A 23488-nucleotide genomic window follows, 5' to 3' on the forward strand; every position below is an offset into this window, starting at 1 on the left:
CGCCTCATTCCTCCGCCTTGCATATGAAGAAATCATCCTGCGTCAATATAGCAGATACTTAATTTTCACTGTACTAGGTACGGGTGGTCAGGCATGTATGAAACGGGAAAGCCCTGCATATAGTAGCCTTGAGAGAAGGGCAGGAGCGATGAATTTGGCTGATTACAGACGGTTTGTCTCCTACATTTATGCATACAGAAACGGAAAAAAAGAGAAGAATACGGGCTTTGCAAAAGTGGAAGCCAGAAAGAGAAATTTAAGGATAAGCATTCAGCTGGAAGCCTCTGAAAACCGGGAGACCAGTTTGGATGCTTATGGTTTTATAAGGAAAGGGGAAAAAAACTTCGGGATCTTTCTTGGGGAGATGCAAAAATCTTCCGGGCCCCTCTATTTTCTGAAGGTGGAAACCGACACCGATAACATAAAAGGAAGCGGTCATAGCCTGAATCAGTTCTCCGGTCTCTGGATCAAAGGAGAAGCAGGGGAGAATTACATCACGATCTGGGATGACGAGCCGGTGAAGCGGATGGATCTGGAAATTGAGATGGAAGAGGAGGAGCAGGAACGCATAGAGCCTGTTCCAGCAGCACCAGAAGTGGAGTTTGAGAAGCCCCTCAACGGCGTCCGGGCCCAGGAAGCGGAGCTCATCGCGGGGCTGGAGGCTTCTGAGACGGATCTTCCAGAAACGGATCTGGAGCCCGACGAGGCCTGTGTACCGGAAGAAATCATGTCAGATCCGGCTGCAGGCGAGTCTCCAAATGATCGGGAGCAGGAAGTAAAAGCTTCGGGGGAAACAGGTCAGGAGGCTGTACAGAATCAGGCATCAGATCAAGAAAAAAAAGACGCTTCCTGCGAGGTGGACGAAACTGCGGTCGAGCAGGCATCAGAACCAGAGCCGCCGGCAGTTAAGCTTACAGCTTCGGACACTGTATACACGGAGCATTACGCCAGTCTTTGGGAGCGTCTCTCACCGGCGTACGCCCACCGAAATCCCTTTCAGGACGGCGAAGCCACTGATGCCATACTGATCTCGCCGCGCGAGCTGCATTTCTTCTGCTGTAAAGGCTGGAGCGCCGCGAAAAACAGCTTCATCTACCACGGCTACTACAACTTCCACCATCTTCTTTTCGGAAAAACCGCCGATGGCACTTTCTTCCTCGCAGTTCCCGGCACTTACTCGCCCCAGGAGCAGCGAATGGCCGTCTCCTTTGGCTTTCCCCTTTTTAAGGAAAGCCAGGATAAGGCTCCGGCCTGCCGCCGTGGCTACTGGTGCCGTCTGCTTTAAAACTTTGATTTTCTCGATATTCAGAAAGCACCCTCCGGTCTGACGTAAGCCCCTTTAAGCTTCGAAGGGAAAGGCGGCCAGCCTGTCCCTTCGAAATTTTACTCAATCCCCCTGACTTCCACCACCGGAATTTTTTCTCTAAGAATCGCTGCAAACCTCTCCAGCTCCTCGCGGCTATAGCTGCTGTAATTTCCAGGTTTTAAGATATGCTCCGAGTCGCGGTAAGCCTGAAGATAATAGCGTCTGGCGCCAGCCAGCCAGTTCCGGATCGCCACAAAATCTTCCTGTTCATGCAGTTCCCGCACAACGGTGGTGCGAAATTCATAATCAAGATTCCCCTCCATCAGAAAAGCGGCAGTTTCCTCCACAGTAGCCAGCAGTTTTTCACTGGAATTTCCCGCGAGCCGTGCATAGTGTTCCCGGGAGCTCTTGATATCCATGGCCACATAGTCGATGAGCTTTTCTTCGGTAAGCTTCCGGACAATGGCCGGATGCGTGCCGTTGGTGTCGAGCTTGACGAGATAGCCCAGCTCCTTGATGGAGCGGATCAACTCCGGAAGCTCCGGTTCCAGGGTGGGTTCGCCGCCGGTGATACAGACGCCGTCCAGCACCCGCCGCCTTTTTTTCAGGAAGGCGAGGACGTCATCCTCCGGAATCACCGGTTCTTCATCCGGACGGAGAACCAGACCAGCGTTCTGGCAGAAGGGACAGCGGAAATTGCAGCCGCCAAGAAAGATTGTCGCGGCAGTATAGCCGGGATAATCCAGCAGAGTTAAAGTTTGAAATCCATGTATCTTCATAATCACAGAATCCTGCCGCCAAAGTGTTTTGAAAGCAGGAGTTTCCTTTCTTAAAAAAATATATAGTCCATTCAGGTTTGTATTTGATCCTTACTGGTGAGTTCGAGTAATTCCAGTATACCCCCTTTCCTCAAAAACGCAATGCATCAGACCAAAACTTTCTTCCCCTGCTTGCCATCCCTCCTATTTCCGTTTATACTTGACACCAGAAAAACATTTCACCGAAAGGCATTTTTATGACAGAAATACAAAACACAGATGAAACATACATGCGGGAGGCCCTGAAGCAGGCGAAAAAAGCCCTGGCCCTTGGGGAGGTGCCCATCGGCTGCGTCATCGTCCATGAGGGGAAAATCATCGCCCGGGGTTACAACCGCCGTAATACAGACCAGAGCACCCTTTCCCACGCTGAGATCACGGCCATCCGAAAGGCAGGAAAAGTCTTAAAAGACTGGCGGCTGGAGGGCTGTACCCTCTATGTGACGCTGGAACCCTGCCAGATGTGCGCCGGGGCTATTGTCCAGGCGAGGATTCCGCGGGTGGTCATGGGAAGCATGAACCCGAAGGCGGGCTGCGCGGGTTCCATCATTAACTTACTGGAAATGAAAGCCTTTAACCATCAGGTGGAGGTCACAAGGGACGTGCTTCGGGAGGAGTGCAGCGCGATTCTTCAGACTTTTTTCAGTGAAATGCGGGAAAAACAGCGGGCGAAACGCGCTCCGGGCACACTGATCCGAAGTCTCCGGGGAGGCCTTCCGGGCTACACGATTGTGGAAGGCTCCGAGGAAAATGCTGAGGATATCCAGAAGCTTATGGCCGGAAACGAAGAATATTTCCGTTTGGTAAAAGAAAAACTTCCCACCCTGGAAGGCGCCAGAGAAAGCTATACGATCCTGCCGCCGAACACAAGCCGTGAGCAGAAAATCTTCGCCGTTTTTTATAAGAAGGGAAAATGTACGGCAGTCCTCGATTTTATTCAGGGCTACCCGAAAGAATCTGTCGGTTTCATCGGCCTGTTCATGTTGGCCGCGGACTGCCAGGGCAAAGGCATCGGAAAGAAAATGTTCCGCCATATCCGTGAGGCCGCCGAGAAGGCTGGCCTTGAAAAACTCCGTCTGGGCTGCTATGCCGCCAACGAACCCGGCCGCATCTTCTGGGAAAAACAGGGCTTTCAGCTTGCAGAAATCCAGAAAAAAGACGGACAGAAACTGCTGGTGCTGGAACTTGCATTAAAAAACAGAAATACTGCTTTACACTGACAGAAAAACCTGTTACAATCCCATCTTTGACAGTTGGAAAGATAAAAAATGGCTACTAACCCAGTAAACATTCAAGGCTTTGCGGTATTTTTTTGAATTTTAATGTGTCAAACTCCCGATTGTCATCGATACGGAAAACGGCTTCATCCGCCTGAAACTGGCCGTGGATCTGGCCCGGAAACTGAAGGCAGATTACTTTAAACTGGAGGATCTGAACGCCGAGACACTGGCCGGTGTTGTGAGCGAGACTGTAAAATTCAGTTGACAAGTACTTATTTTTCAGTTACAATAGTCCGGAATCAATTTTGTCATAAAGCTTCCGCGCAGCCGGAGAGTTAGCGGTGCTCTGAACCTGCAATCCGCTATAGCAGGGGTGATACCAATCCGAGGACTTTTCGTTGTGGGGCTGCCTTTTATAAGTGGCGTTGACGTCTGGGTCTTACGCAACAGGACTCTGTGAACCGTGTCAGGGTAGGAATACAGCAGCACTAAGCAGATACTCCTGTGTGACGTAAGGCAGCCTGGGCTGAGCTGGCTGTAGGAGTAACGCCTGTGGCGTATTTTCGAAGTGCGGTGCGCGGATTAAAATATAAACCAACAGAAAAAAGGGAGTAGCTGCCAGGCTGTTCCGTCAGGAGCAGAATGGTACATGATGGCGTCAGGACGATAGAAATATCCGCGTCATGTAAGCGATTAGCGAGACTTTTGTCTAAGATATACACTATGCTTAGGTAAAGGTCTTTTTTGTATTCAAAATCCCTTTTTCACCACAAAACGGAGGAGAACTATGGAAGAACAGAATCAGAACTGGAAGGATGTTATTTACGAACAGGTTCCGGAAAAAGAAAACAAACCAAAGAAGAACAAAAGCAAAAAAATGAAGCACATGAAACTGGTTGTGGGAGCCGCCATCGCGGCAGGCGTCCTTGTGCCGGCGGTCTTTGGATCCTTTTATCAGATTCAGGAGCAGGAACAGGCCGTGCTGGTGACCTTCGGTAAACCAAAAGCCGTGACGGAGACAGGTCTTCACTTCAAGCTTCCTTTTATTCAGGAGGTTCGGAAGGTGAACACCACAATCCAGGGTTTTCCGGTGGGCTACACCGAGGAAAACAACGAGATGGTGGAGGCGGAGAGTATCATGATTACCTCCGATTATAACTTTATCGACGTGGATTTCTTCGTGGAGTACCGGATTTCCGACCCGGTGGCCTATCTTTACGGATCGAGAGAGCCGGAGCAGATCCTGAGAAATATTTCTCAGAGCTGCATCCGAAACGTTATCGGAAGCTATGTGGTGGACGATGTCCTGACCACCGGAAAAAGTGAGATCCAGGCGAAGATCAAAGAGATGATCATGGCACAGCTGGAGCAGCAGGAGATCGGCCTCATGCTCACGAATATCACGATGCAGGACTCCGAGCCCCCGACAACAGAAGTGATGGAGGCCTTTAAAAAGGTAGAAACGGCCAAACAGGGCAAGGAGACGACCCTCAATAACGCGGAGAAATACCGGAGCGAGAAGCTTCCGGAGGCAGAAGCCGAGGCAGACCAGATAATCAAAAATGCCGAGGCCGCGAAACAAACCCGCATCAACGAGGCGGAAGGCCAGGTGGCCCGTTTCAACGCCATATATGAAGAATACAGGAAAAATCCGGAGATCACGAAAGAGCGGATGTACTACGAAGCCATGGAGACGGTGCTTCCGGATGTGAAACTGGTGATCGACAGCGGCGACGGCGTAGAAAAAGTCCTTCCCCTGGAAAAATTTTCCGGTGGAGAGACCGTGACAGCCGATACAGAAGACAATAATGGAGGAGAATAAACATATGAAGAAGAAAATGGCAGCAGGCCTTGGAATTTTTACAGTCGGAGCGATCGCTCTGGCCTCGTCCCTGACGGTGGCCCAGCAGAACGAATATCAGCTGGTCCGTCAGTTTGGTAAGGTAAAACGAATCATTGAGGAGCCCGGCATTTACTTTAAAGTGCCCTTTGTGGAGTCGGTGTCCACCCTGCCGAAGGAGACGCTGATCTACGATCTGACGCCCTCGGACGTTATCACGAAGGACAAAAAGACGATGATCTGCGACAGCTACGTTTTATGGCGGATCGAGGATCCGCTCAAATTTGCCCAGACCCTGAACTCCTCCCTCAGCAATGCGGAGAGCAGGCTGAATACAAGTGTATACAACGCCACAAAGAACGTGATCAGCAGTATGGATCAGGATCAGGTCATCAGCGGGAGAACAGGAAGCCTTTCCGAGAAGGTCATGGAAAACATTGGCACCAACATGGAACAGTACGGAATCGAGCTCCTTTCCTTTGAGACCAAACAGCTGGACCTTCCGAATGACAATAAGGAAGCGGTTTACGAGCGCATGATCTCCGAGCGGGAAAACATCGCCGCTACTTATACAGCGGAAGGAAACTCGGAGGCAAAGGTGATCCGGAACACCACAGACAAGGAGGTGGCCATTCAGATCTCCGATGCGGAAAAGCAGGCGGAGATCCTGGAGGCCGAGGGCGAGGCAGAGTACATGCGGGTTCTCTCGGAAGCCTACGGCGATGCGGAACGGACAGAATTTTACACCTTTGTCCGCAGCCTCGATGCCCTAAAGGAATCCATGAAGGGCGGCGACAAGACCGTGATCCTAGATGAAAATTCCCCGATCGCCCAGATTTTTTACAAGTAATGATGTTTCCCCTGCGGGTCTTCTCGCGGGGGATTTTTTTGTGGAAATCTTACGATGGTTTACACGGATTTTACAGAGCTGCGCTTTTTGACTTTACATTCCTTTTCTATACTTGGAAACGTAAACGAGGTAAAGAAAAAAGCCCGCAGGGGCATAGATAAAAAGGAGATCAAAAATTATGAGAAAATTAGTTGCAGCAGCTTTAATCGGAGTTATGACCATGGGGCTTACCGTATGCGGGGCATCCGCAGCAGATTTTGATTCATCAGAAGATATCACCGTTGTTTCCCGTGAGGATGGTTCAGGTACCAGAGGCGCTTTCATCGAGCTTTTCGGTATTCAGGAAGAGCAGGACGGCGAGAAAGTCGATATGACTACCGACGAGGCAAACATCACCAACAGCACCTCCGTTATGATGACTACCGTAGCAGATGATGAGTATGCCATCGGTTATATTTCCCTCGGTTCTCTGGATGACAGCGTCAAAGCAGTCAGGATCGACGGAGCAGAAGCTACCGTAGATGACATCAACGATGGAACCTACAAGATCTTCCGTCCCTTCAACATCGCAACCAAAGGCGATGTGAGCGACGCAGCACAGGATTTTATCAACTATATCATGAGCAAAGACGGCCAGGCAGTTGTCGAGGAAAACAAATACATCGCTGTCGGCGAGCCGGAGGATTACACCTCAAACGGAGCTGAAGGTAAAGTTGTAGTAGCTGGTTCCTCTTCCGTTTCCCCGGTAATGCAGAAACTGAAAGAAGCTTATGAGAAAGTAAATGATAAAGTAGAGATCGAGATTCAGACCAGCGATTCCACTACCGGTATGCAGAACACCATCGACGGCATCTGTGACATCGGAATGGCATCCAGAGAGCTGAAAGATTCTGAGACCGAGGCAGGCCTGACTGCTACCGTGATTGCAAACGACGGTATCGCAGTAGTCGTAAACAACGACAACCCGATTGATGAGCTGACTTCCGATCAGGTAAAGAGCGTATTCACCGGTGAGACAACCACTTGGGCTGATCTGGAGAAATAATTACTGGACAGATAAAGAAATGATAGCGGGCCTCACTTTCCGGCCCGCTGTTTCTGGTAGTATGGTTGAAAATAACTATTCAGTAGCCACTGTGAAGGTACTGAACAGTTACGAACGGAGAGAGTAAGAATGATAAAAGAAAAACTCATGCATGCGGTCTTTTTCATCGCAGCCTGCACCTCGATTTTGGCAGTTGCACTGATCTGCCTCTTCCTTTTTGCAAACGGTATTCCGGCGATTCAGGAGATCGGCGTTTTTAAATTTCTTCTGGGTACCCGCTGGAAACCGGGAAACAACATTTTCGGAATTCTGCCCATGATCATGGGAAGTATTTATGTAACCGCGGGAGCCATCATCATCGGCGTTCCTATCGGCATCATGACTTCCATCTTCATGGCGGAGTATTGCCCCAGAAAAATCTATGGTTTTCTGAAATCGGCCACAGAGCTTCTGGCAGGCATTCCCTCTGTGGTCTACGGTTTCTTCGGACTGACGGTGCTGGTGCCGCTGATCCGGAAACTGCCCCACAGCAAAGGAACCAGCATCCTGACGGCTTCTATTCTTCTGGGCATCATGATTCTTCCCACGATCATCGGTGTGACGGAGGCGGCCTTAAGAGCGGTGCCGAGAAGCTATTATGAAGGTTCCCTGGCTCTGGGTGCTACCCAGGAGAGAAGCATCTTCCGCGTTATGCTTCCGGCTGCAAAGTCCGGTGTGCTGGCAGGCGTAGTTTTAGGCATCGGCCGGGCTATCGGCGAGACCATGGCCGTGGTTATGGTAGCGGGAAACCAGGCGAGAATGCCGGCGGGCCTTCTGAAAGGCGTCCGGACCATGACGACAAACATTGTCCTGGAGATGGGCTATGCGGCAGACCTTCACAGAGGCGCGCTGATTGCCACAGGCGTTGTGCTTTTTGTATTCATTCTGATTATTAACTTTTCCGTATCCATGCTGAACAGGAGGAAGGAACATGAGTAATTTCAAAAAAAGAATGGAGTCTTATCGGAGACATCCTGGTTCGTTTCTGTTGTTTTTGCTGGTGATGCTTTCCGCCCTAGCCACCTTTGTGGTGCTGCTGTTTCTGATTGCATACATCCTGATTAAGGGTGTGCCGAACCTGAAGCCTTCCCTTTTTTCCTGGACGTACACGACGGAAAATGCTTCTATGCTGCCCTCCATCGTGAATACACTGATCATGACGGTGCTGTCGCTTCTGATTGCCGTTCCCCTTGGAATCTTTTCCGCTATTTATCTGACGGAGTATGCGAAAAAGGGAAACAAGCTGGTGGCAGTCGTCCGGCTGACCACGGAGACTCTTTCCGGTATTCCGTCTATTGTATACGGTCTTTTCGGTTCCCTGTTTTTTGTAACCTACCTGAAATGGAGTTATTCTCTGGCGGCCGGCGCGCTGACGCTGGCCATCATGATTCTTCCGCTGGTGATGCGTACGACAGAGGAGGCTTTGAAATCCGTTCCGGATATGTACCGGGAGGGAAGCTTTGGTCTGGGAGCCGGAAAACTGCGTACGGTGTTCTGTGTGGTTCTGCCCAGCGCCATCCCGGGAATCCTCTCCGGCGTGATCCTCTCCATCGGCCGTATCGTGGGTGAGACAGCCGCCCTGATCTACACGGCAGGTTCCATCCCGCAGATCCCCTCCAGCATCATGGGATCCGGCGCGACGCTGGCTGTACACATGTACAACCTTTCCAAAGAGGGATTGTATACAGACCAGGCCTACGCAGTGGCGGTGGTACTTTTGCTCCTGGTTCTGCTTATTAACTGGGTATCAAGTAGAATAGGTAGTGTACTGTGCCACTCAAATTCCGCAGAATGACACAGTACACTAAACAACTGACGAAAGGAAAAGAAAATGGATAAACTGACGATCAAAAATCTGGACCTTTACTATTCGGAATTTAAGGCCCTGAAAAATATCAACCTGAACATTCAGGAAAAAGAGATTACCGCTTTCATCGGTCCTTCCGGCTGTGGAAAATCTACGCTTCTGAAATCGTTGAACCGGATGAACGATCTGGTGGAGGGCTGCCGCATCGAGGGAGAGGTCCTTCTGGACGGCGAGAATATTTACAAGGATATGGATGTGAACCTTCTCCGGAAACGGGTGGGCATGGTTTTCCAGAAGCCGAATCCATTTCCCATGAGCATCTATGACAACATCGCCTACGGCCCCAGAACCCACGGCATCCGTTCCAAGGTAAAACTGGACGAGCTGGTGGAAAATTCCCTCCGGGGAGCTGCCATCTGGGATGAGGTAAAGGACCGCCTGAAAAAAAGTGCCCTGGGACTTTCCGGAGGCCAGCAGCAGAGAATCTGCATTGCAAGAGCCCTGGCCGTTCAGCCCGAGGTGCTTCTGATGGATGAGCCCACCAGTGCGCTGGACCCCATTTCCACAGCGAAAGTCGAGGAACTGGCTCTGGAGCTGAAAAAAGACTACACCATCGTCATGGTAACTCACAACATGCAGCAGGCAGCCAGAATCTCAGACCGGACCGCATTTTTCCTGCTGGGCGAGATTGTGGAGTTCGGAAAAACAGAGCAGATTTTCTCCATGCCGAAAGACAAGAGGACAGAGGATTATATTACAGGGAGGTTTGGATGATGAAAACCAAATTCGACGAGCAGCTTGAAGAGATGCATGTAGAGCTGATCAAAATGGGAAGCCTGTGCGAGCAGGCGATCACACTTTCTTCCAGAGCGCTTCTGGGAGATGAAAAAAGTCAGGTGGAACAGGTGTATTCTGTGGACGGCGAGATCGACCAGCAGGAGCGTGAGATTGAAAATATCTGCATGCGCCTGCTTCTTCTGCAGCGTCCCTTTGCCTCAGACCTCCGGAAAATTTCCGCGGCGCTGAAGATGATTTCCGATATGGAGCGGATCGGCGACCAGGCCTCCGATATCGCGGACATGGTGCCCTATATCCGTTTCAGCGAGGCAAAAAGTAAGGTTCACATCGAGGCCATGGCGAAGGCGACGGTGAAGATGGTGACGGACAGCGTGGACGCTTTTGTGCAGGATGATCTGAATCTGGCTCAGCGCGTGATCGATTCGGACGATGAGGTGGACGACCTTTTTAACAGGGTAAAAAATGAGCTCATTGATCTGATCTATGCGAAGGACATCGATGCCAAAGTTGCCCTGGATCTTCTGATGACGGCCAAGTATTATGAGCGGATCGGCGACCATGCGGTAAATATCGCCGAGTGGGTGGTATATTCCATCACAGGAGTACATAAGAGCAACGAGTAAGGGGGAGTGAAAAGTGACAAAGCGTATCTTTCGCTCGATCTTTTCTGTGTCCGCGGTGATTCTGGTAATCAGCATCGGGCTGATTATGGGACTTCTCTACGGACATTTTGGGGATCAGCTGGAAAAAGAACTGAAACAGGAGGCCGTCTACCTGGCTATTGCGGTGGAAAATGACGGTGTGGAGAGTCTTAACAGGCTTTCCAAAACAGGAGAGCGTGTGACTCTCATCGATGAGGATGGAACGGTACTCTACGACAATAAGGCAGACGCCGGTACCATGGAGAATCATCAGGACCGGGAGGAAGTTCAAGCGGCTCAGAAATCCGGCGAAGGCTATGCCTCCCGTACTTCCGCCACTCTCGGGGAAAAGACCGTGTATTACGCTCTGCGTCTGGAGAATGGTCAGATCCTTCGTGTGTCAAGTACACAGTATACAATCGTGAGAATCCTGGGCGGACTGATTCAGCCGATCCTGGTTATGATCTTTCTCATGCTGATTCTGTCTCTGGCGGCAGCCTTCCATTCATCCAGGAAGATCGTGGAGCCTTTAAACAAACTGAACCTCGATGATCCGAAGATGAACGACACCTACGATGAGATCACGCCGCTTCTCACCAGGATCAACAAGCAGCAGAAGACCATCCGGGAGCAGCTTTCCGAGGCAAAACGGCAGCAGGAGGAGTTTGCGATTATCACCAACAACATGAGCGAGGGCCTTCTGGTCATCGACAAGCAGACGGAAATCCTTTCCTGCAACACCAGTGCCGTGAAGCTTCTGGGAGCGAAAAAAGCGGTGACGGATCAGAGCGTTCTCACGATGAACCGGAGCGAGCCTTTCCGGAAGGCTGTGGAAGGTGTTCTGAAGGGAAAACATATGGCAGATTTTATCGAGCTGGAGGACGGTGTCCGTCAGCTGATTGCCAACCCGGTGCTGGAAGATGGAAAAGTCACCGGCGCGGTTCTTCTTCTGGTGGATGTGACGGAAAAAATGCAGCGCGAATCTTTGAGAAGAGAGTTTACGGCCAACGTTTCCCACGAGCTTCGGACGCCGCTGACCTCGATTTCCGGCTTTGCGGAGATCATGCAGGACGGCTATGTGAAGCCGGAGGATGTCAAACGGGTGGCCGGTAAGATCTACGATGAGGCCCAGCGGCTCATCACTCTGGTGGGAGATGTCATGGAGATTTCCAGGCTGGATGAGGGCATCACCGAGTACAAAAAAGAGCGCGTGGATCTTCTGGATGTCGTGGAAGATTGCAAAGAACGGCTTCAGGAGGCCGCCGACCGGAAAGAGATTCAGGTGGAGGTCATCGGGCAGTCTTTTGTTTTTGAGACCACGAAAACCATTCTGGAAGAGGTTGTATACAATCTGATGGATAATGCCATCAAGTATAACAAGGAGCAGGGAAAGGTGACCGTACGGATCTTCCAGAAGGACGGCGAGTTCGGTTTCTCCGTGAAAGATACGGGTATCGGTATTCCGCTGATCCATCAGGATCGTATTTTCGAGCGCTTTTACCGGGTGGACAAGAGCCGTTCCAAGGAGATCGGCGGTACGGGCCTGGGCCTTTCCATCGTAAAACATGGCGTCAGCTGCCTGGGCGCAAAGATCTCTGTAGATAGTATACAGGACGAGGGAAGCACGTTTACCGTGACCTGGGGCTGACCTGTTTTTCCTCCATAGCAAGACTGTAACTATTTGGAATCCACTGTCCCGCGAGGTGTTTTGGCATGAATATGCCAAAATCCCGAGGGTTGCATGCAAAAATCCCATCGCCGAAGGCGATTTTCATTGGATTTTTGTGCATAACTGTGAAGGTACTGAACAGTTACGCAATGTTTAAAAATTCCTCCATGGCGCGGCTGATGTATTTTCCATTTTTCCAGTAGAAATAAAGGTTTCTCCGGGTCTCAGCCCCGGGAAGCTTGTAGTAGATCACGTCCGGATGGGGAGTGACATGGCGAACCAGAGTGTCGCTGATGAAGGAGATCCCCATACCGGCACAGGTGATGTTGTAGGAGGTCATCTGCTGGTCCAGCTCCAGAACGACTCTGGGGGAAAAACCATTGGCCTGACAGAGAAGGGTGCTTCGCCGTCGGGTATCATTTTCCTGTTTCAACAGAATAAAAGCTTCATCTTTGAACTGCTCCAGGGGAACCGGGGCAGTTTTTTTGTCCAGAAAAGCGCCACTGCAGATCTCCTCCACAGAGAGCTGGTAGCTTTCAAAACGCCGGTTGATGGGGAAAGCTCTGGGAACGGCCAGAATCAGGTGTTCCTCATGAAAAAGCCGTCTGCCGAAGACGGCTTCGTTGAAGGGATAATTGTCGATGGCGAGATCCAGAACGCCGGAGAGGAGAAGTTCCTCCAGCCGGGCCGTGCTCTCCTCAATGAGATTGATCTTCACCAGAGGGAAGCGGCGGGTAAAATCACCGATGAGATGCGGGAGGACACAGGAGGAAAAAAGGCTGCTTCCGCCTAAGGTGAGATGGCCGGTTTTCAGGCCGCCCAGGTCGTTGACAAAGCTTGAGAAGGAATTTTCAATGGCGAGAATTTCCTCCACGGACTGGATATAGCGCTCCCCACATTCGGTGAGAGTGAGAGGGGAGGTGTTCCGGTTAAAGATGGGGTAGCCGATCTTATTTTCCACACGGCGGACGTTGGCGCTTAGGGACGGCTGGGAGATGTAGAGATTTTTTGCGGCTTTGGAGAAGCTTTTTTCCTTGTATACTTCATACACATAGTTCATTCCCTGGAACATTTTTGTATTTTCTCCTTTTGATATAGCTTTAAAGTTATAACTGATATAGTAATATATGTATTTGATTATATTTTACCATGCTCCTATAATGGGGGCAACGAAAAAAATCAAAATTGAAATATAAGTGTTGTGGAGGAAAAGGAAATGGAAAAAGAGAAGAAAACAATCGATTACCGTGTGGAGAAGGATTCCATCGGAACCAAGGATGTGCCGGAAGGCGTGTATTACGGCGTACAGTCTTTAAGAGCCGCTGAGAACTTTCATATCACCGGTCTTTCCATGCATCCGGAGATCATCAACAGCCTGGCATATATCAAGAAGGCCGCTGCCATCACCAACTGCGAGGTGGGCATCATTGATAAAAAGATTGCCAATGCGATCGTGAAGGCCTGCGATGAGATTCTGGAAGGAAAGTTCCACAAGGACTTTATCGTGGATCCGATCCAGGGAGGCGCCGGAACTTCTCTGAACATGAACGCCAACGAAGTCATTGCCAACCGTGCCATTGAGCTTCTGGGCGGCCAGAAGGGTGATTACAGCATCGTAAACCCCAACGACCATGTAAACTGCAGCCAGTCCACCAACGATGTCATTCCCACCGCCGGAAAAATGACTTCCCTGCGTCTTCTGAAAAATCTGAAAAAGGAGCTGCGTCGTCTTTATGAAGCTCTGAGCAAAAAGGCAGATGAGTTCGACCATGTAATCAAAATGGGCCGTACCCAGATGCAGGATGCCGTTCCCATCCGTCTGGGCCAGGAGTTCAAGGCTTATTCCGTAGCTGTGATGCGTGATATCAACCGTATGGACAAAGCCATGGATGAGATGCGGACCCTGAACATGGGCGGAACCGCTGTCGGAACCGGCATCAATGCCGACGAGGCTTATCTGAAACGGATCGTTCCCAACCTGGTGGAGATCTCCGGAATGGATTTTGTACAGGCTTTTGACCTTATCGATGCTACCCAGAACCTGGATCCCTTCGTAGCAGTATCCGGAGCTATCAAGGCCTGTGCCGTGACGCTTTCCAAGATCGCCAACGATTTCCGACTGATGTCCTCCGGCCCCAGAGCCGGTTTTGGCGAGATCAATCTGCCGGCAAAACAGAACGGTTCTTCCATCATGCCTGGTAAGGTAAACCCCGTTATCCCCGAGGTGGTAAACCAGGTGGCCTTTAACGTCATCGGTAATGACGTGACGATCACGATGGCAGCAGAGGCCGGTCAGCTGGAGCTCAACGCTTTCGAGCCTATCGTTTTCTACTGCATGTTCCAGTCCATCGATACGATGGCTTATGCCGTTCAGACCTTCGTGGACAACTGTGTTTCCGGTATTACCGCCAACGAGACCCGCTGCCGTTATCTGGTGGAGAACAGCGTGGGCGTCATCACCGCCATTTGCCCCCATGTCGGCTATCAGAAAGCCGCAGATATCGCAAAACAGGCCATCAAGACCGGCGAATCTGTCCGTGATCTGATTCTGAAAGAGGGACTTCTCACTGAGGATGAGTTAAACGAGATCATGGATCCGGTTAATATGACCGAGCCGGGAATCTCCGGAAAAGAGCTGCTGGTAAAAACCACTGCAAAGAATGCATGATAATTTCTTCCTATATAAAAAACTGCTGCCCGGAAAGTTGGGGCAGCAGTTTTTTTATGGAAAATTTGGACAGGAAAAATGCCTGTACTCCGGAAGAAAATACAGGCATTGATATTTTATTAGTAGGGATAGAAGTTTCCGTTGGAATCAGTGACACCTTTTTCTCCGAAGGTATAAATGTTTCCTTCGCTGTCCACCCAGTTTCCATTCTCATCCATGGTGCAGACGATGTGGTTGCCCTGACTGTCGTAGAAATCGGCTTTGCTTCCTACCTCAACGGAGCTGTTTCCGTTTGCAGGTGGATCGTAGTAATACTCATTTCCGTTGGAGTCTTTGACGCCGTTCTCGTAGAAGGTGTAAGAGATTCCGTTGGCATCCTGCCAGCTTCCGTCCGGCATCTGGCTTACATCCACGCGGTTTCCGCTGCCGTCATAGAAATAACGGGGAGCTTCGGTGGAAGTGGTCTCGCCACTGCTGGAGGAGTCTCCGCCATTGGAAGAACCGTTGTCTGTGGTTCCGGTGGAGCTGTTGTCAGTGCTTCCTGTGGAAGTTCCAGTAGAACCATTGTTTCCGCCGCTGGTAGTTCCGGTCGTGCCTCCGGTGGTCGTGCCTCCGGTGGTTGTACCGCCGCTGGTTCCGGTGGAGCCGCCGGTAGTAGTACCAGTTGTAGTTCCGGCGGTGCTGGAAGAAGTGCTGGTGGAACCGGTATTGGCAGTGGAAGGAGTCTGGTTACTATTATTATTGGCAGCAGTGCTGGTTTCGGACTCGCTGGTCTTCTCAGTTGCTTTCTCTGTTGTCTTCTCGGTGGCTTTCTCTGTCTCGGACTCAGACTCTGTGGAAACAAGAGTGGTTGTCTCAGACTGACCTACCTGGATTTTTTCTCTCTGTTTGCGGCAGCCGCTTAAACTCAAGGTAGCCGCCATTATAACTGCAAGAACGAGTGCGCCCCATTTCTTTTTATTTCGCATAGTTAGTTACCTCCATGTGGACAGGTTTCGAGTTACGTCTGATATTATAGAAGATTTGGAGGAGGATTGCAACTTTGTGGGAGAAAAAAAGTCTTAACTTTCTGTGAAGGAGATAGCAGGGGGAAAACCATCGGAGTTGCGGCAGTCCTGGTTTTCCCCCTGCACCCCCCCTTTCTGGTATAACGTTTCGAAAATAACTGGACCATTCACGCAGGATGCAGATTCAACTGTGCAATCGGATTTGCAGACAAGTCAATGGTCTTTATTTCGAAAACGCTATACTAAGGCACGCTAGAAAATAGGGGGCTTACGTCAGACTACTGTTGTGTGAAAGAACGTATAGGGTGGTTGAATGAATATGTTACTGGGTATTAGCTTGGATGTAGGTCAGGAGAATCTCGCAGCGATCCAGGGTGCGGGTGGCGAGGTCGAGGCTGGCGTTGAGCTGGGCGGAGGTGCCGTCATTTTCTTCGAGGATTTTGGCGGCTGCGGCTTCTTTGTCGTCGATCCACTGGAGCTGTTCTTTCAGGATCTCCTGGTATTTGTCTTCGGGAACGTTATTTTTCAGGAGTTTCCAGAGCTGGTTCAGGCAGGTGTCGGTGGTGGTGTACATCTCATCAGCAAATTCGTTCATTTTCTGCTGAGTGCTGGCTGCCTTGAGCTGGAGGTCGAAATTGTCGTAGGCGGTTTTGCAGGTGTTGTAGAGAGCTTCGGCTTCTTCTGCGGGAGTTCCGCGGTCGTAAGAGTAGATACCGAATCCTTCTGCCTCGTTGACGATGATGGGGATGGTGAGTTCTGTGTCATTGTCGTTGGCCATGGATACCCAACTGTATACTTCAGCAGACAGATCGCTTACCGGGGTGCCGGGAAGATAGATTTTGAAGGTGTCGGTGCCGGTCAGGCCCTGGGCTTCGGAGTAAACGTATTTTACACTGTCGATGATTTCAGTTTCTCCGACGGTATTCTGATAAGCGATGTCAGAGAGAGTCATCTCATAGGTGGTGTCATCCACTTTGGTCAGATCAGTAAAATGACCGGAAAAATCGCTGTAGTAAAGAGTGCCGTTGCCATAGCCGTCTCCCGTATCGCCCATATCGGAATCGTGGTAGTTTCCGGCGAAAGAGCCATCCTTTTCAATCGTAAAATAAGTGGACCAGGCGCCGGCACCGCTGCTGAACTCAAAGGTGTAACGGGAGAGGGCCTCGAAGGTCAGTGAGTCTGGCTCAGAACTGCTTTCCGCCGCCGATACAGTCAGAGCAGAAAGGGAGAGGGAAGTAACGAGCAGAGATAAAAATAGTTTTTTCTTCATAGGGAGAAGTCTCCTTTCGGGAAAATAAATGTAGTTTATTTGAGTATAGCAGAAAAAGGAGGGGAAAGGATAATGCGGGGGAAAATATAATGAAAAATTAAGGTTTGTTTTTCTTTAATTGATAAGGAAGAGGTAAGAGAGTAATTCTTTCAAAGTGTAAACAATCTCTTGACGCATCCCCCGTAACCCGCTATAATAAAATTCGGTTCATTTTATAAGGAGATGTACTCAAGTGGCTGAAGAGACCGCACTCGAAATGCGGCAGGCCGGGCAACCGGCGCGAGGGTTCAAATCCCTCCATCTCCGTAAAAGTGTGAAGCTGTGGCAATTTAACAAACTTCACACTTTTTTATGTGTGCCTGCCACTACATCATTAAATGGTTAGATGGCGATGATTAGTCGGTAACTAGTACAGCGTTTCGAAAATAACTGGACCATTCACGCAGGATGCAGATTCGAGTGTGCTGTTGAAAAAGCCTCAGCGTAGCCCGCTACGCTGAGGCTTTTTCAACCGTGCAATCGGATTTGCAGACAAGTCAATGGTCCAGCTATTTTTAAAATTTTGCCCAATTTCTCTGTTGTGAACAATGAAAAATATGGTATAATGAATAACAGTGAGCGGGAACAGGCGAAGCCTGCTCATCGCGAGCGGCGAATGGTATATGGAATTCATCAAACGAAAAGGATGTGATACACTATGAAGCGAATCGGTTTATTAACCAGCGGCGGTGACTGCCAGGCATTAAATGCTACAATGAGAGGTGTTGTGAAGAGCCTCAGCAACAGCCTTGACGAATTGGAAGTGTACGGCTTCATGAACGGATATAAGGGTCTGATCTACGGCGATTACCGTATGCTCACGGCCAAAGATTTTTCCGGTATTCTGACAAAAGGAGGCACCATCCTTGGGTCTTCCCGTCAGCCCTTTAAACTTATGCGGGTGCCCGATGAAAACGGCCTGGATAAGGTTGAAGCGATGAAACAGAATTATTACAAGCTCCGTCTGGACTGTCTTGTCATCCTTGGCGGAAACGGCACACAGAAGACGGCAAACCTTCTCCGTGAAGAGGGGCTGAACATCATTCATCTGCCGAAGACCATTGATAATGATATTTACGGGACCGATATGACCTTTGGTTTCCAGAGCGCTGTGGATATTGCCACAGATGCCATCGACTGCATCCACACGACGGCAGCTTCCCACAACCGTGTATTCATTGTTGAGGTTATGGGCCATAAGGTTGGCTGGCTGACGCTGTACGCCGGTATTGCAGGCGGCGCTGATATCGTGCTGATCCCCGAGATTCCCTACGATATTGACAAAGTTGTGGAAGCCATCGACAAGAGAACCAAAGCAGGAAAAGGCTTTACCATTCTGGCAGTGGCAGAGGGTGCGATCTCCAAAGAAGACGCAGCTCTTTCCAAGAAGGAATACAAAGAGAAACTGGCAAACCGCAAACATCCTTCCGTTTCCTACGAGCTGGCAGATCAGATCCTGGAAAAGACCGGAGTGGAAGTTCGTATCACCGTTCCGGGTCATACACAGCGAGGCGGAAGTCCCTGCCCCTACGACCGTGTTCTTTCCACGAGACTGGGTGCGGCAGCAGCTCAGCTGATCCTGAAAGAAGAGTATGGTTACATGGTTGGAATAGTCAACGGTAAGTGTAAGAAAGTTCCCTTAGCTGAGGTTTCCGGCAAACTGAAAATGGTTTCCCCGGACGATCAGATCATCCGTCAGGCAAAACTTACCGGAATCAGTTTCGGAGATTGATGATCCATGGGTTATACCGCGTTATATCGTAAATTCCGTCCTGACTCCTTCGCTTCGGTGAAGGGTCAGGACCATATTGTGAAAACACTGAAAAATCAGATCATGGCGGACCGTATTGGCCACGCCTATCTTTTTTGTGGGACCAGAGGTACCGGAAAGACAAGCGTAGCCAAGATTCTGGCAAAGGCCGTCAACTGTGAGCATCCCGTGGACGGAAATCCCTGCGGGGAGTGTGAGAACTGCAAGGCCATCGCTGCGGGCACTTCCATGAACGTCATCGAGATCGATGCCGCATCCAACAACGGTGTGGACAACATCCGTGAAATCCGGGAGGAGGTCGCCTATTCGCCCACCACAGGAAAATACAAGGTCTACATTATCGATGAGGTGCATATGCTTTCCATCGGAGCTTTCAATGCACTTCTGAAAACGCTGGAAGAGCCGCCTTCCTATGTGATCTTTATCCTGGCGACTACCGAAGCCCACAAGATCCCGATTACGATTCTGTCGAGGTGTCAGCGCTACGATTTCAAACGAATCTCCATCAATACGATCAGCGACCGGCTCATGGAGCTGATGGAAAAAGAACAGGTGGAAGTGGAGGAAAAAGCTATCCGCTATATTGCAAAGAAAGCGGACGGTTCCATGCGTGACGCTTTAAGCCTTCTGGATCAGTGCATTGCCTTTTATTTGGGGCAGAAGCTGACCTATGATCATGTACTGGATGTGCTGGGAGCTGTGGATACGGAGGTTTTCAGCCGTTTCCTCCGGGAAATTTTAAGCAACAACGTGGCTCAGGTCATGAAGCAGCTGGAGGAACTTGTGATGCAGGGTCGGGAGCTGGGGCAGTTTGTCTCGGATTTCACCTGGTATCTTCGAAATCTTCTCCTTTTGAAATCCTCAGAAGAGCTGGAAGACGTGCTGGACGTGTCCAGCGACAATCTGGTGCTTTTAAAGGAAGAAGCGGGCATGGTCCGTGAAGATACGCTGATCCGTTTTATCCGGATCTTCTCTGAACTCTCCGGGCAGATGCGTTTTTCCGGGTCAAAAAGGGTGCTTCTCGAGGTGGCGGTGATCAAGCTTTGCCGGCCCCAGATGGAAACGGATGAGCTTTCTCTTCTGGAACGGATCCGGATGCTGGAGAAAAAGCTGGAATCCGGGATGATCGCCCTGCGGCAGGCTCCGGCAGGCCAGACGGCTCCGCGACCGGATTATGGAGCAGGGGACGAGGCCTTTTTCGGGGGTCTGGATCTTCCGGGAGCCGGTGGAAATGCCGGAGCGGATGAGCTTTCCTTCGAGGAAAAGGCAGCGCCCGAGGATCTTCAGAAGGTCATGTCCATGTGGCCCAGCATCGTGGCCCAGACCACGGGCCGTTTTAAAATGACACTGATCAGTGCAGTGCCAAAATACAATGCAGCCGGGGATGATAACCGTTTGTTCGTGGTATTTTCGGATTTCATGGGGGAACGGTATGCCAATGACCCGGAGGCAAAAAAACAGCTGGAGACGATCATTTCCAGCAGACTCGGCAAAGAGGTGGAGGTCAAAATGGTGCTTCCAGATGAGGAGCATCTGGCCCCGGGCCGGCTGGCAAAGATCAATGTCAGCGAAGGCTTAAGCCAGATTCATGCCGATATTGAAATTGAAGAAGAATAAGGAGGAATAGATCCATGGCAAAACGTGGAGGTTTCCCGGGCGGCGGAATGCCCGGAAATATGAATAATCTGATGAAACAGGCGCAGAGAATGCAGCGCCAGATGGAAGAGAGCCAGAAAGAGCTCGAAGAGAAAGAGTTTACCGCTACCGCAGGCGGCGGAGCCGTTGAGGTTTCCGTATCCGGAAAACGGGAAGTGACGAAGGTAAAACTTCAGGAAGAGGCTGTAGATCCCGATGACATCGAGATGCTGGAGGACCTCATCATGGCAGCAACCAACGAGGCTTTAAGAAAAGTTGATGAGGAGTCTGCCAACGTGATGGGCAAACTGACCGGCGGTCTGGGAAGCCTGGGCGGTCTTGGCGGAGGCCTTTCCTTCTGATGGATTACTACAGCAAGCAGATCAGCCAACTGATCGAGGAGCTCTCCAAGCTTCCGGGGGTGGGAAATAAATCCGCCCAGCGGCTGGCTTTTCACATCATTAACCGTCCGGTGGAGGAAGTGGAGCGGCTGGCGAACACGATCCTGGATGCCAGAAAAAATGTCCGCTACTGTAAAGAATGTTTTACCCTGACGGATCAGGAGCTCTGCCCCATCTGCCGCAATGAAAAAAGGGATCATACCACGATCATGGTGGTGGAAAACACCAGAGATCTCGCGGCCTATGAAAAGACCGGAAAATATGAGGGCGTTTACCATGTGCTTCACGGCGCCATTTCCCCCATGCTGGGCATCGGCCCCAACGATATCCGCCTGAAAGAGCTTATGCAGCGCCTTCAGGGAGATGTCAAAGAGGTGATTATCGCCACAAATTCCAGTCTGGAGGGTGAGACCACAGCTATGTATATCAGCAAGCTGATCAAGCCCACCGGCATCAAGGTGAGCCGGATCGCCAGCGGTGTCCCCGTGGGCGGAGATCTGGAATATATTGATGAGGTGACGCTTCTTCGGGCACTGGAAGGACGGACGGCGTTGTAAGACAGTGTGTAAAAATAAAAGTGACAGAGTTCCCCAAAAAGGAGATTTCTGTCACTTTTTTGATTGCGTGTAAGGATTCAGAAGCCAATGTTCCAGGGAATATTTTGGCAGGAATATGTCAGAATCATGTGAGGTGTATGCAATAATATTATCGATATATGCACTGTGAATATACGCAACCGTTAAGACCGGGCAGAAAGGTTTTCTGACAGTCCACAGTTTTCCTGGATATAGCTTCGGGTAAGGCCAGAAATCTTCTGCCAGCGTTTCTTATCTTCCGGATCTATTGGGGCATACCGCCGAAGGATTTTTTCCATATAGCCGCTCTCCAGGATCCAGACGAAGGAGGCAGGAAAATTCAGGTCAAAAAGATAAGCCACATAGGAGAGCCACATATCCGGACGGGTTTCCCGGAGGGAGTTGATGAGGGGCTCTTTTTTCATGAAGGTCTCATAGGCGTAATCGCTGAGACTTTCCCGGGAGAGGTCCGCTTCCGTCACGTCCAGCATGGCTTCCATGGAGTCGGTGGCCTTGACACGGAAATTATCGAGCTTGTCTGCGTCCCGGATGAGCCGTGTGAAAAGCAGGAGATTTTCCGGGAGTCCATCAGGAACCTGAAAGACGCCGTGATACTCGATGGCAGCCTCAATGACGGGAGACCAGGCTTCATATTTCGGGGCCAGGTAATCCTGGATATGGCCATCCAGGAAAAGAAACTCCACGCTGAGCTTCGCATGGGGAATCAGGGAATCGTCAAAGCTGTGGAACCGGGTCAGCTGCTCAAAACGGCCAACATCGTGGAGCAGGCCGATAAGGCAGGCGATATAGGTTTCCTCATCAGAAAGTTTTAAAGCTCGGGCGAGATAAAAACAGGCATCCACCACATGAAAGGTGTGGCGGAGCTTCAGCTCAATCTTCGGGTCCGCCAGGTCAAAACCGGAGGCAAAGGTGAGAAAGGTCTTTGCATTTTCCAGAAAATTCGGTTCGGAAACCGGCGGTAGAGAAGAGAGGTACTGGGAAAAAACAGTGGAATCTGGGGTCATGGGAGCTCCTTTCTGAAATTGCATACAGATTCCCGTTCAATGAGCTGTACGGGAACTTTGCATATCTTGGGTGAACTTTTTTCGGGATTTTGGAACTGTTCCAGCAGCAGCCGGGCAGCTTCTACGCCGATCTGGAGAAAATCCTGAGCGATGACTGTGATGGAGGGAGAAAAACAGGAAAATATCCGGTCATCATCGAAACCGATAACGGACATTTGTTCCGGTATGGAGATTCCCCGCTCATTCAACAGGGAGATTCCGCCCAGGCAAAGGTCAAAGGAGCAGAAAAAGACGGCGCATCTGCTCTTTTCCGCCCATTTGTCCGTTGAGATCATAGGAGTAAAGCTTCGGATAAGCAGGAAGTTTTGCATCCTTTAGTGCGTTCAGAAAACCGGAAGTTCTCTGGACAATCGTATAGGCATCCCTGCGGCCTGCAACAAAGCCAATCCGCTGATGATTTTTGCGGGCCAGATAGGAGCCTGCCAGATAACCGCCCAGATAATTTTCGGAAGTCACATAATCCGAAGAAAAAGAATCGCTGACCTGATCCAGGGTTCCGGTAACGGCAATGAGACCGCGGATGTTGTTTTTGATCAGAAGCTGGCCAAGCTGCAGCTGCTTTTCTTTTTCCGGAGGATAGGTATGTATGGTGCAGACATAACTCTGTTCCCAGAGAAAAGATGTAATGTAGCTGACAGAATTTCCCCAGAAATAGTTGTTCTTGGAGGGAATCAGAAGGGCGACGGTGTGGGAGCTTTTAGCACGGAGCCCCTGAGCGATTCGATTGTTTTTTATGGAGGCTTCAACAAGGGCCTCATTTTCCGGAAGTATATTTTTGTGATTGAGATATTTTGAAATGGTAGATACAGCCAGGCCAGTGTCCCGTGCAATATCGGTGATCTTAATTTTTATGTGAAATCCTCTTTTTCATACGTTGGGTTCTTGGACCCTCTGGTTTCATCTTACCACAGAACCTCCAGCTCCACAATCAGCAGAATGAGAATTGCAGGGATTCTTTTTTTGTAAAATGAAACGTTTTTTGTTATAAAAAAGAATAATACAGC

Annotated in this window: 23 protein-coding genes, 1 tRNA gene, 1 other RNA gene and 1 pseudogene; 19 read left to right on the plus strand and 7 right to left on the minus strand. The window is 50.3% G+C overall.

The genetic code is table 11. The annotated features are described in order from the left end of the window. The first annotated feature begins 154 nt into the window (after window positions 1–154). Window positions 155–1285 carry a hypothetical protein gene (locus LKD71_RS07545; protein WP_178047196.1) on the plus strand — a complete coding sequence of 377 codons (1131 nt, stop codon included), beginning with the start codon at window positions 155–157 and terminating at the stop codon, window positions 1283–1285. Between the two features lie 98 nt (window positions 1286–1383). Here the strand turns inward: LKD71_RS07545 and LKD71_RS07550 are convergent, their stop codons facing one another. Then, window positions 1384–2085, minus strand: coding sequence for an anaerobic ribonucleoside-triphosphate reductase activating protein (locus LKD71_RS07550; RefSeq protein ID WP_227614955.1), 702 nt, complete (start codon window positions 2083–2085; stop codon window positions 1384–1386). Between the two features lie 236 nt (window positions 2086–2321). Between LKD71_RS07550 and tadA the strand changes: the two are divergent. The 11 genes and pseudogenes from tadA to LKD71_RS07605 form a co-directional block, all read left to right on the plus strand. Further along, a pseudogene (gene tadA, locus LKD71_RS18505) lies at window positions 2322–2801 on the plus strand (tRNA adenosine(34) deaminase TadA); the annotation flags it as partial. Beyond that, complete coding sequence (locus LKD71_RS18510) at window positions 2775–3344, plus strand: GNAT family N-acetyltransferase (RefSeq protein WP_227615028.1); 570 nt, start codon at window positions 2775–2777, stop codon at window positions 3342–3344. The pseudogene tadA and the gene LKD71_RS18510, both read left to right, overlap by 27 nt. A gap of 319 nt (window positions 3345–3663) precedes the next feature. After that, window positions 3664–3925, plus strand: an RNA gene (gene ffs, locus LKD71_RS07565) — signal recognition particle sRNA large type. Between the two features lie 206 nt (window positions 3926–4131). Continuing rightward, the gene (gene hflK, locus LKD71_RS07570; RefSeq protein ID WP_331466407.1) at window positions 4132–5166 is read left to right on the plus strand and encodes an FtsH protease activity modulator HflK; all 1035 of its coding nucleotides are present in this window, start codon (window positions 4132–4134) and stop codon (window positions 5164–5166) included. 4 nt (window positions 5167–5170) lie between these two features. Then, window positions 5171–6034 carry a protease modulator HflC gene (gene hflC, locus LKD71_RS07575; RefSeq protein ID WP_227614956.1) on the plus strand — a complete coding sequence of 288 codons (864 nt, stop codon included), beginning with the start codon at window positions 5171–5173 and terminating at the stop codon, window positions 6032–6034. Between the two features lie 178 nt (window positions 6035–6212). Next, window positions 6213–7079, plus strand: coding sequence for a substrate-binding domain-containing protein (locus LKD71_RS07580; protein ID WP_178047201.1), 867 nt, complete (start codon window positions 6213–6215; stop codon window positions 7077–7079). A gap of 129 nt (window positions 7080–7208) precedes the next feature. Then, window positions 7209–8057 carry a phosphate ABC transporter permease subunit PstC gene (pstC, locus tag LKD71_RS07585; protein ID WP_178047202.1) on the plus strand — a complete coding sequence of 283 codons (849 nt, stop codon included), beginning with the start codon at window positions 7209–7211 and terminating at the stop codon, window positions 8055–8057. Then, window positions 8050–8913 carry a phosphate ABC transporter permease PstA gene (gene pstA, locus LKD71_RS07590; RefSeq protein WP_178047203.1) on the plus strand — a complete coding sequence of 288 codons (864 nt, stop codon included), beginning with the start codon at window positions 8050–8052 and terminating at the stop codon, window positions 8911–8913. The genes pstC and pstA overlap by 8 nt, the downstream gene beginning before the upstream one ends. A 36-nt stretch (window positions 8914–8949) precedes the next feature. Next, window positions 8950–9699 (plus strand): phosphate ABC transporter ATP-binding protein PstB, encoded by a 750-nt coding sequence (gene pstB / locus LKD71_RS07595; protein WP_178047204.1) that lies wholly within the window; start codon window positions 8950–8952, stop codon window positions 9697–9699. Continuing rightward, entirely contained in the window at window positions 9699–10346 is a 648-nt protein-coding gene (gene phoU / locus LKD71_RS07600) for a phosphate signaling complex protein PhoU (RefSeq protein ID WP_227615031.1), read from the plus strand. The genes pstB and phoU overlap by 1 nt, the downstream gene beginning before the upstream one ends. Before the next feature lie 13 nt (window positions 10347–10359). Continuing rightward, a complete protein-coding gene (locus LKD71_RS07605) occupies window positions 10360–12012 on the plus strand; it encodes a sensor histidine kinase (RefSeq protein ID WP_227614957.1) in 1653 nt (550 codons plus the stop codon). 163 nt (window positions 12013–12175) lie between these two features. On the opposite strand, the gene LKD71_RS07610 is transcribed toward LKD71_RS07605, so the two are convergent. After that, entirely contained in the window at window positions 12176–13105 is a 930-nt protein-coding gene (locus LKD71_RS07610; protein ID WP_227614958.1) for a LysR family transcriptional regulator, read from the minus strand. Between the two features lie 144 nt (window positions 13106–13249). Between LKD71_RS07610 and aspA the strand changes: the two genes are divergently transcribed. After that, the gene (gene aspA / locus LKD71_RS07615) at window positions 13250–14701 is read left to right on the plus strand and encodes an aspartate ammonia-lyase (RefSeq protein ID WP_227614959.1); all 1452 of its coding nucleotides are present in this window, start codon (window positions 13250–13252) and stop codon (window positions 14699–14701) included. Window positions 14702–14820: 119 nt separating this feature from the next. Here aspA and LKD71_RS07620 read toward each other — a convergent pair whose 3' ends face one another. Both LKD71_RS07620 and LKD71_RS07625 read right to left on the minus strand, forming a co-directional pair. After that, window positions 14821–15669, minus strand: a complete 849-nt coding sequence (locus LKD71_RS07620) for a hypothetical protein (protein ID WP_227614960.1) — start codon at window positions 15667–15669, stop codon at window positions 14821–14823. 361 nt (window positions 15670–16030) lie between these two features. Then, the gene (locus LKD71_RS07625; RefSeq protein WP_227614961.1) at window positions 16031–16978 is read right to left on the minus strand and encodes a lysozyme inhibitor LprI family protein; all 948 of its coding nucleotides are present in this window, start codon (window positions 16976–16978) and stop codon (window positions 16031–16033) included. A gap of 218 nt (window positions 16979–17196) precedes the next feature. On the opposite strand from LKD71_RS07625, the gene LKD71_RS07630 reads away from it, so the two are divergent. The 5 genes from LKD71_RS07630 to recR all read left to right on the plus strand — a co-directional run bounded on the left by LKD71_RS07630 (window position 17197) and on the right by recR (window position 21381). After that, window positions 17197–17284, plus strand: a tRNA-Ser gene (locus tag LKD71_RS07630). Between the two features lie 391 nt (window positions 17285–17675). Next, entirely contained in the window at window positions 17676–18749 is a 1074-nt protein-coding gene (locus tag LKD71_RS07635) for a 6-phosphofructokinase (RefSeq protein ID WP_227614962.1), read from the plus strand. A 6-nt stretch (window positions 18750–18755) separates the two neighbouring features. Then, complete coding sequence (dnaX, locus tag LKD71_RS07640) at window positions 18756–20405, plus strand: DNA polymerase III subunit gamma/tau (RefSeq protein ID WP_227614963.1); 1650 nt, start codon at window positions 18756–18758, stop codon at window positions 20403–20405. 14 nt (window positions 20406–20419) lie between these two features. Beyond that, window positions 20420–20785 carry a YbaB/EbfC family nucleoid-associated protein gene (locus LKD71_RS07645; RefSeq protein WP_178047143.1) on the plus strand — a complete coding sequence of 122 codons (366 nt, stop codon included), beginning with the start codon at window positions 20420–20422 and terminating at the stop codon, window positions 20783–20785. After that, window positions 20785–21381 (plus strand): recombination mediator RecR, encoded by a 597-nt coding sequence (gene recR, locus LKD71_RS07650; RefSeq protein ID WP_178047144.1) that lies wholly within the window; start codon window positions 20785–20787, stop codon window positions 21379–21381. Before LKD71_RS07645 ends, recR begins: the two co-directional genes overlap by 1 nt. A gap of 182 nt (window positions 21382–21563) precedes the next feature. On the opposite strand, the gene LKD71_RS07655 is transcribed toward recR, so the two are convergent. From LKD71_RS07655 to LKD71_RS07665, 3 genes are read right to left on the minus strand one after another with little or no spacing between them, the layout of a single operon-like run. Further along, window positions 21564–22424, minus strand: coding sequence for an HD domain-containing protein (locus LKD71_RS07655; protein WP_227614964.1), 861 nt, complete (start codon window positions 22422–22424; stop codon window positions 21564–21566). Beyond that, on the minus strand, window positions 22421–22795 hold the full coding sequence (locus LKD71_RS18680; RefSeq protein ID WP_408610985.1) for a substrate-binding domain-containing protein: 375 nt from the start codon (window positions 22793–22795) through the stop codon (window positions 22421–22423). Before LKD71_RS18680 ends, LKD71_RS07655 begins: the two co-directional genes overlap by 4 nt. Continuing rightward, window positions 22698–22940, minus strand: coding sequence for a type 1 periplasmic-binding domain-containing protein (locus LKD71_RS07665; protein WP_227614966.1), 243 nt, complete (start codon window positions 22938–22940; stop codon window positions 22698–22700). The genes LKD71_RS18680 and LKD71_RS07665 overlap by 98 nt, the downstream gene beginning before the upstream one ends. A 126-nt stretch (window positions 22941–23066) precedes the next feature. Between LKD71_RS07665 and LKD71_RS07670 the strand changes: the two genes are divergently transcribed. Then, window positions 23067–23279, plus strand: a complete 213-nt coding sequence (locus tag LKD71_RS07670) for a hypothetical protein (protein WP_227614967.1) — start codon at window positions 23067–23069, stop codon at window positions 23277–23279. The last annotated feature ends 209 nt before the right edge of the window (window positions 23280–23488 follow it).

It is taken from the genome of Fusicatenibacter faecihominis, from assembly GCF_020686945.1.
Taxonomy (GTDB): Bacteria; Bacillota; Clostridia; order Lachnospirales; family Lachnospiraceae; genus Limivivens; species Limivivens faecihominis.

What these genes read in the sequence shown, in the direction of transcription:
- LKD71_RS07645 (WP_178047143.1), top strand. Translation starts at nt 20,420, where the DNA reads ATGGCAAAACGTGGAGGTTTCCCGGGCGGCGGAATGCCCGGAAATATG.
- LKD71_RS18680 (WP_408610985.1), bottom strand. Translation starts at nt 22,795, where the DNA reads ATGCAAAACTTCCTGCTTATCCGAAGCTTTACTCCTATGATCTCAACG.
- hflK (WP_331466407.1), top strand. Translation starts at nt 4,132, where the DNA reads ATGGAAGAACAGAATCAGAACTGGAAGGATGTTATTTACGAACAGGTT.
- LKD71_RS07620 (WP_227614960.1), bottom strand. Translation starts at nt 15,669, where the DNA reads ATGCGAAATAAAAAGAAATGGGGCGCACTCGTTCTTGCAGTTATAATG.
- LKD71_RS07610 (WP_227614958.1), bottom strand. Translation starts at nt 13,105, where the DNA reads ATGTTCCAGGGAATGAACTATGTGTATGAAGTATACAAGGAAAAAAGC.
- pstB (WP_178047204.1), top strand. Translation starts at nt 8,950, where the DNA reads ATGGATAAACTGACGATCAAAAATCTGGACCTTTACTATTCGGAATTT.
- phoU (WP_227615031.1), top strand. Translation starts at nt 9,699, where the DNA reads ATGAAAACCAAATTCGACGAGCAGCTTGAAGAGATGCATGTAGAGCTG.
- hflC (WP_227614956.1), top strand. Translation starts at nt 5,171, where the DNA reads ATGAAGAAGAAAATGGCAGCAGGCCTTGGAATTTTTACAGTCGGAGCG.
- LKD71_RS18510 (WP_227615028.1), top strand. Translation starts at nt 2,775, where the DNA reads ATGCGGGAAAAACAGCGGGCGAAACGCGCTCCGGGCACACTGATCCGA.
- pstC (WP_178047202.1), top strand. Translation starts at nt 7,209, where the DNA reads ATGATAAAAGAAAAACTCATGCATGCGGTCTTTTTCATCGCAGCCTGC.
- LKD71_RS07580 (WP_178047201.1), top strand. Translation starts at nt 6,213, where the DNA reads ATGAGAAAATTAGTTGCAGCAGCTTTAATCGGAGTTATGACCATGGGG.
- LKD71_RS07635 (WP_227614962.1), top strand. Translation starts at nt 17,676, where the DNA reads ATGAAGCGAATCGGTTTATTAACCAGCGGCGGTGACTGCCAGGCATTA.
- dnaX (WP_227614963.1), top strand. Translation starts at nt 18,756, where the DNA reads ATGGGTTATACCGCGTTATATCGTAAATTCCGTCCTGACTCCTTCGCT.
- LKD71_RS07625 (WP_227614961.1), bottom strand. Translation starts at nt 16,978, where the DNA reads ATGAAGAAAAAACTATTTTTATCTCTGCTCGTTACTTCCCTCTCCCTT.
- pstA (WP_178047203.1), top strand. Translation starts at nt 8,050, where the DNA reads ATGAGTAATTTCAAAAAAAGAATGGAGTCTTATCGGAGACATCCTGGT.
- recR (WP_178047144.1), top strand. Translation starts at nt 20,785, where the DNA reads ATGGATTACTACAGCAAGCAGATCAGCCAACTGATCGAGGAGCTCTCC.
- LKD71_RS07655 (WP_227614964.1), bottom strand. Translation starts at nt 22,424, where the DNA reads ATGACCCCAGATTCCACTGTTTTTTCCCAGTACCTCTCTTCTCTACCG.
- LKD71_RS07670 (WP_227614967.1), top strand. Translation starts at nt 23,067, where the DNA reads ATGTATGGTGCAGACATAACTCTGTTCCCAGAGAAAAGATGTAATGTA.
- LKD71_RS07550 (WP_227614955.1), bottom strand. Translation starts at nt 2,085, where the DNA reads ATGAAGATACATGGATTTCAAACTTTAACTCTGCTGGATTATCCCGGC.
- aspA (WP_227614959.1), top strand. Translation starts at nt 13,250, where the DNA reads ATGGAAAAAGAGAAGAAAACAATCGATTACCGTGTGGAGAAGGATTCC.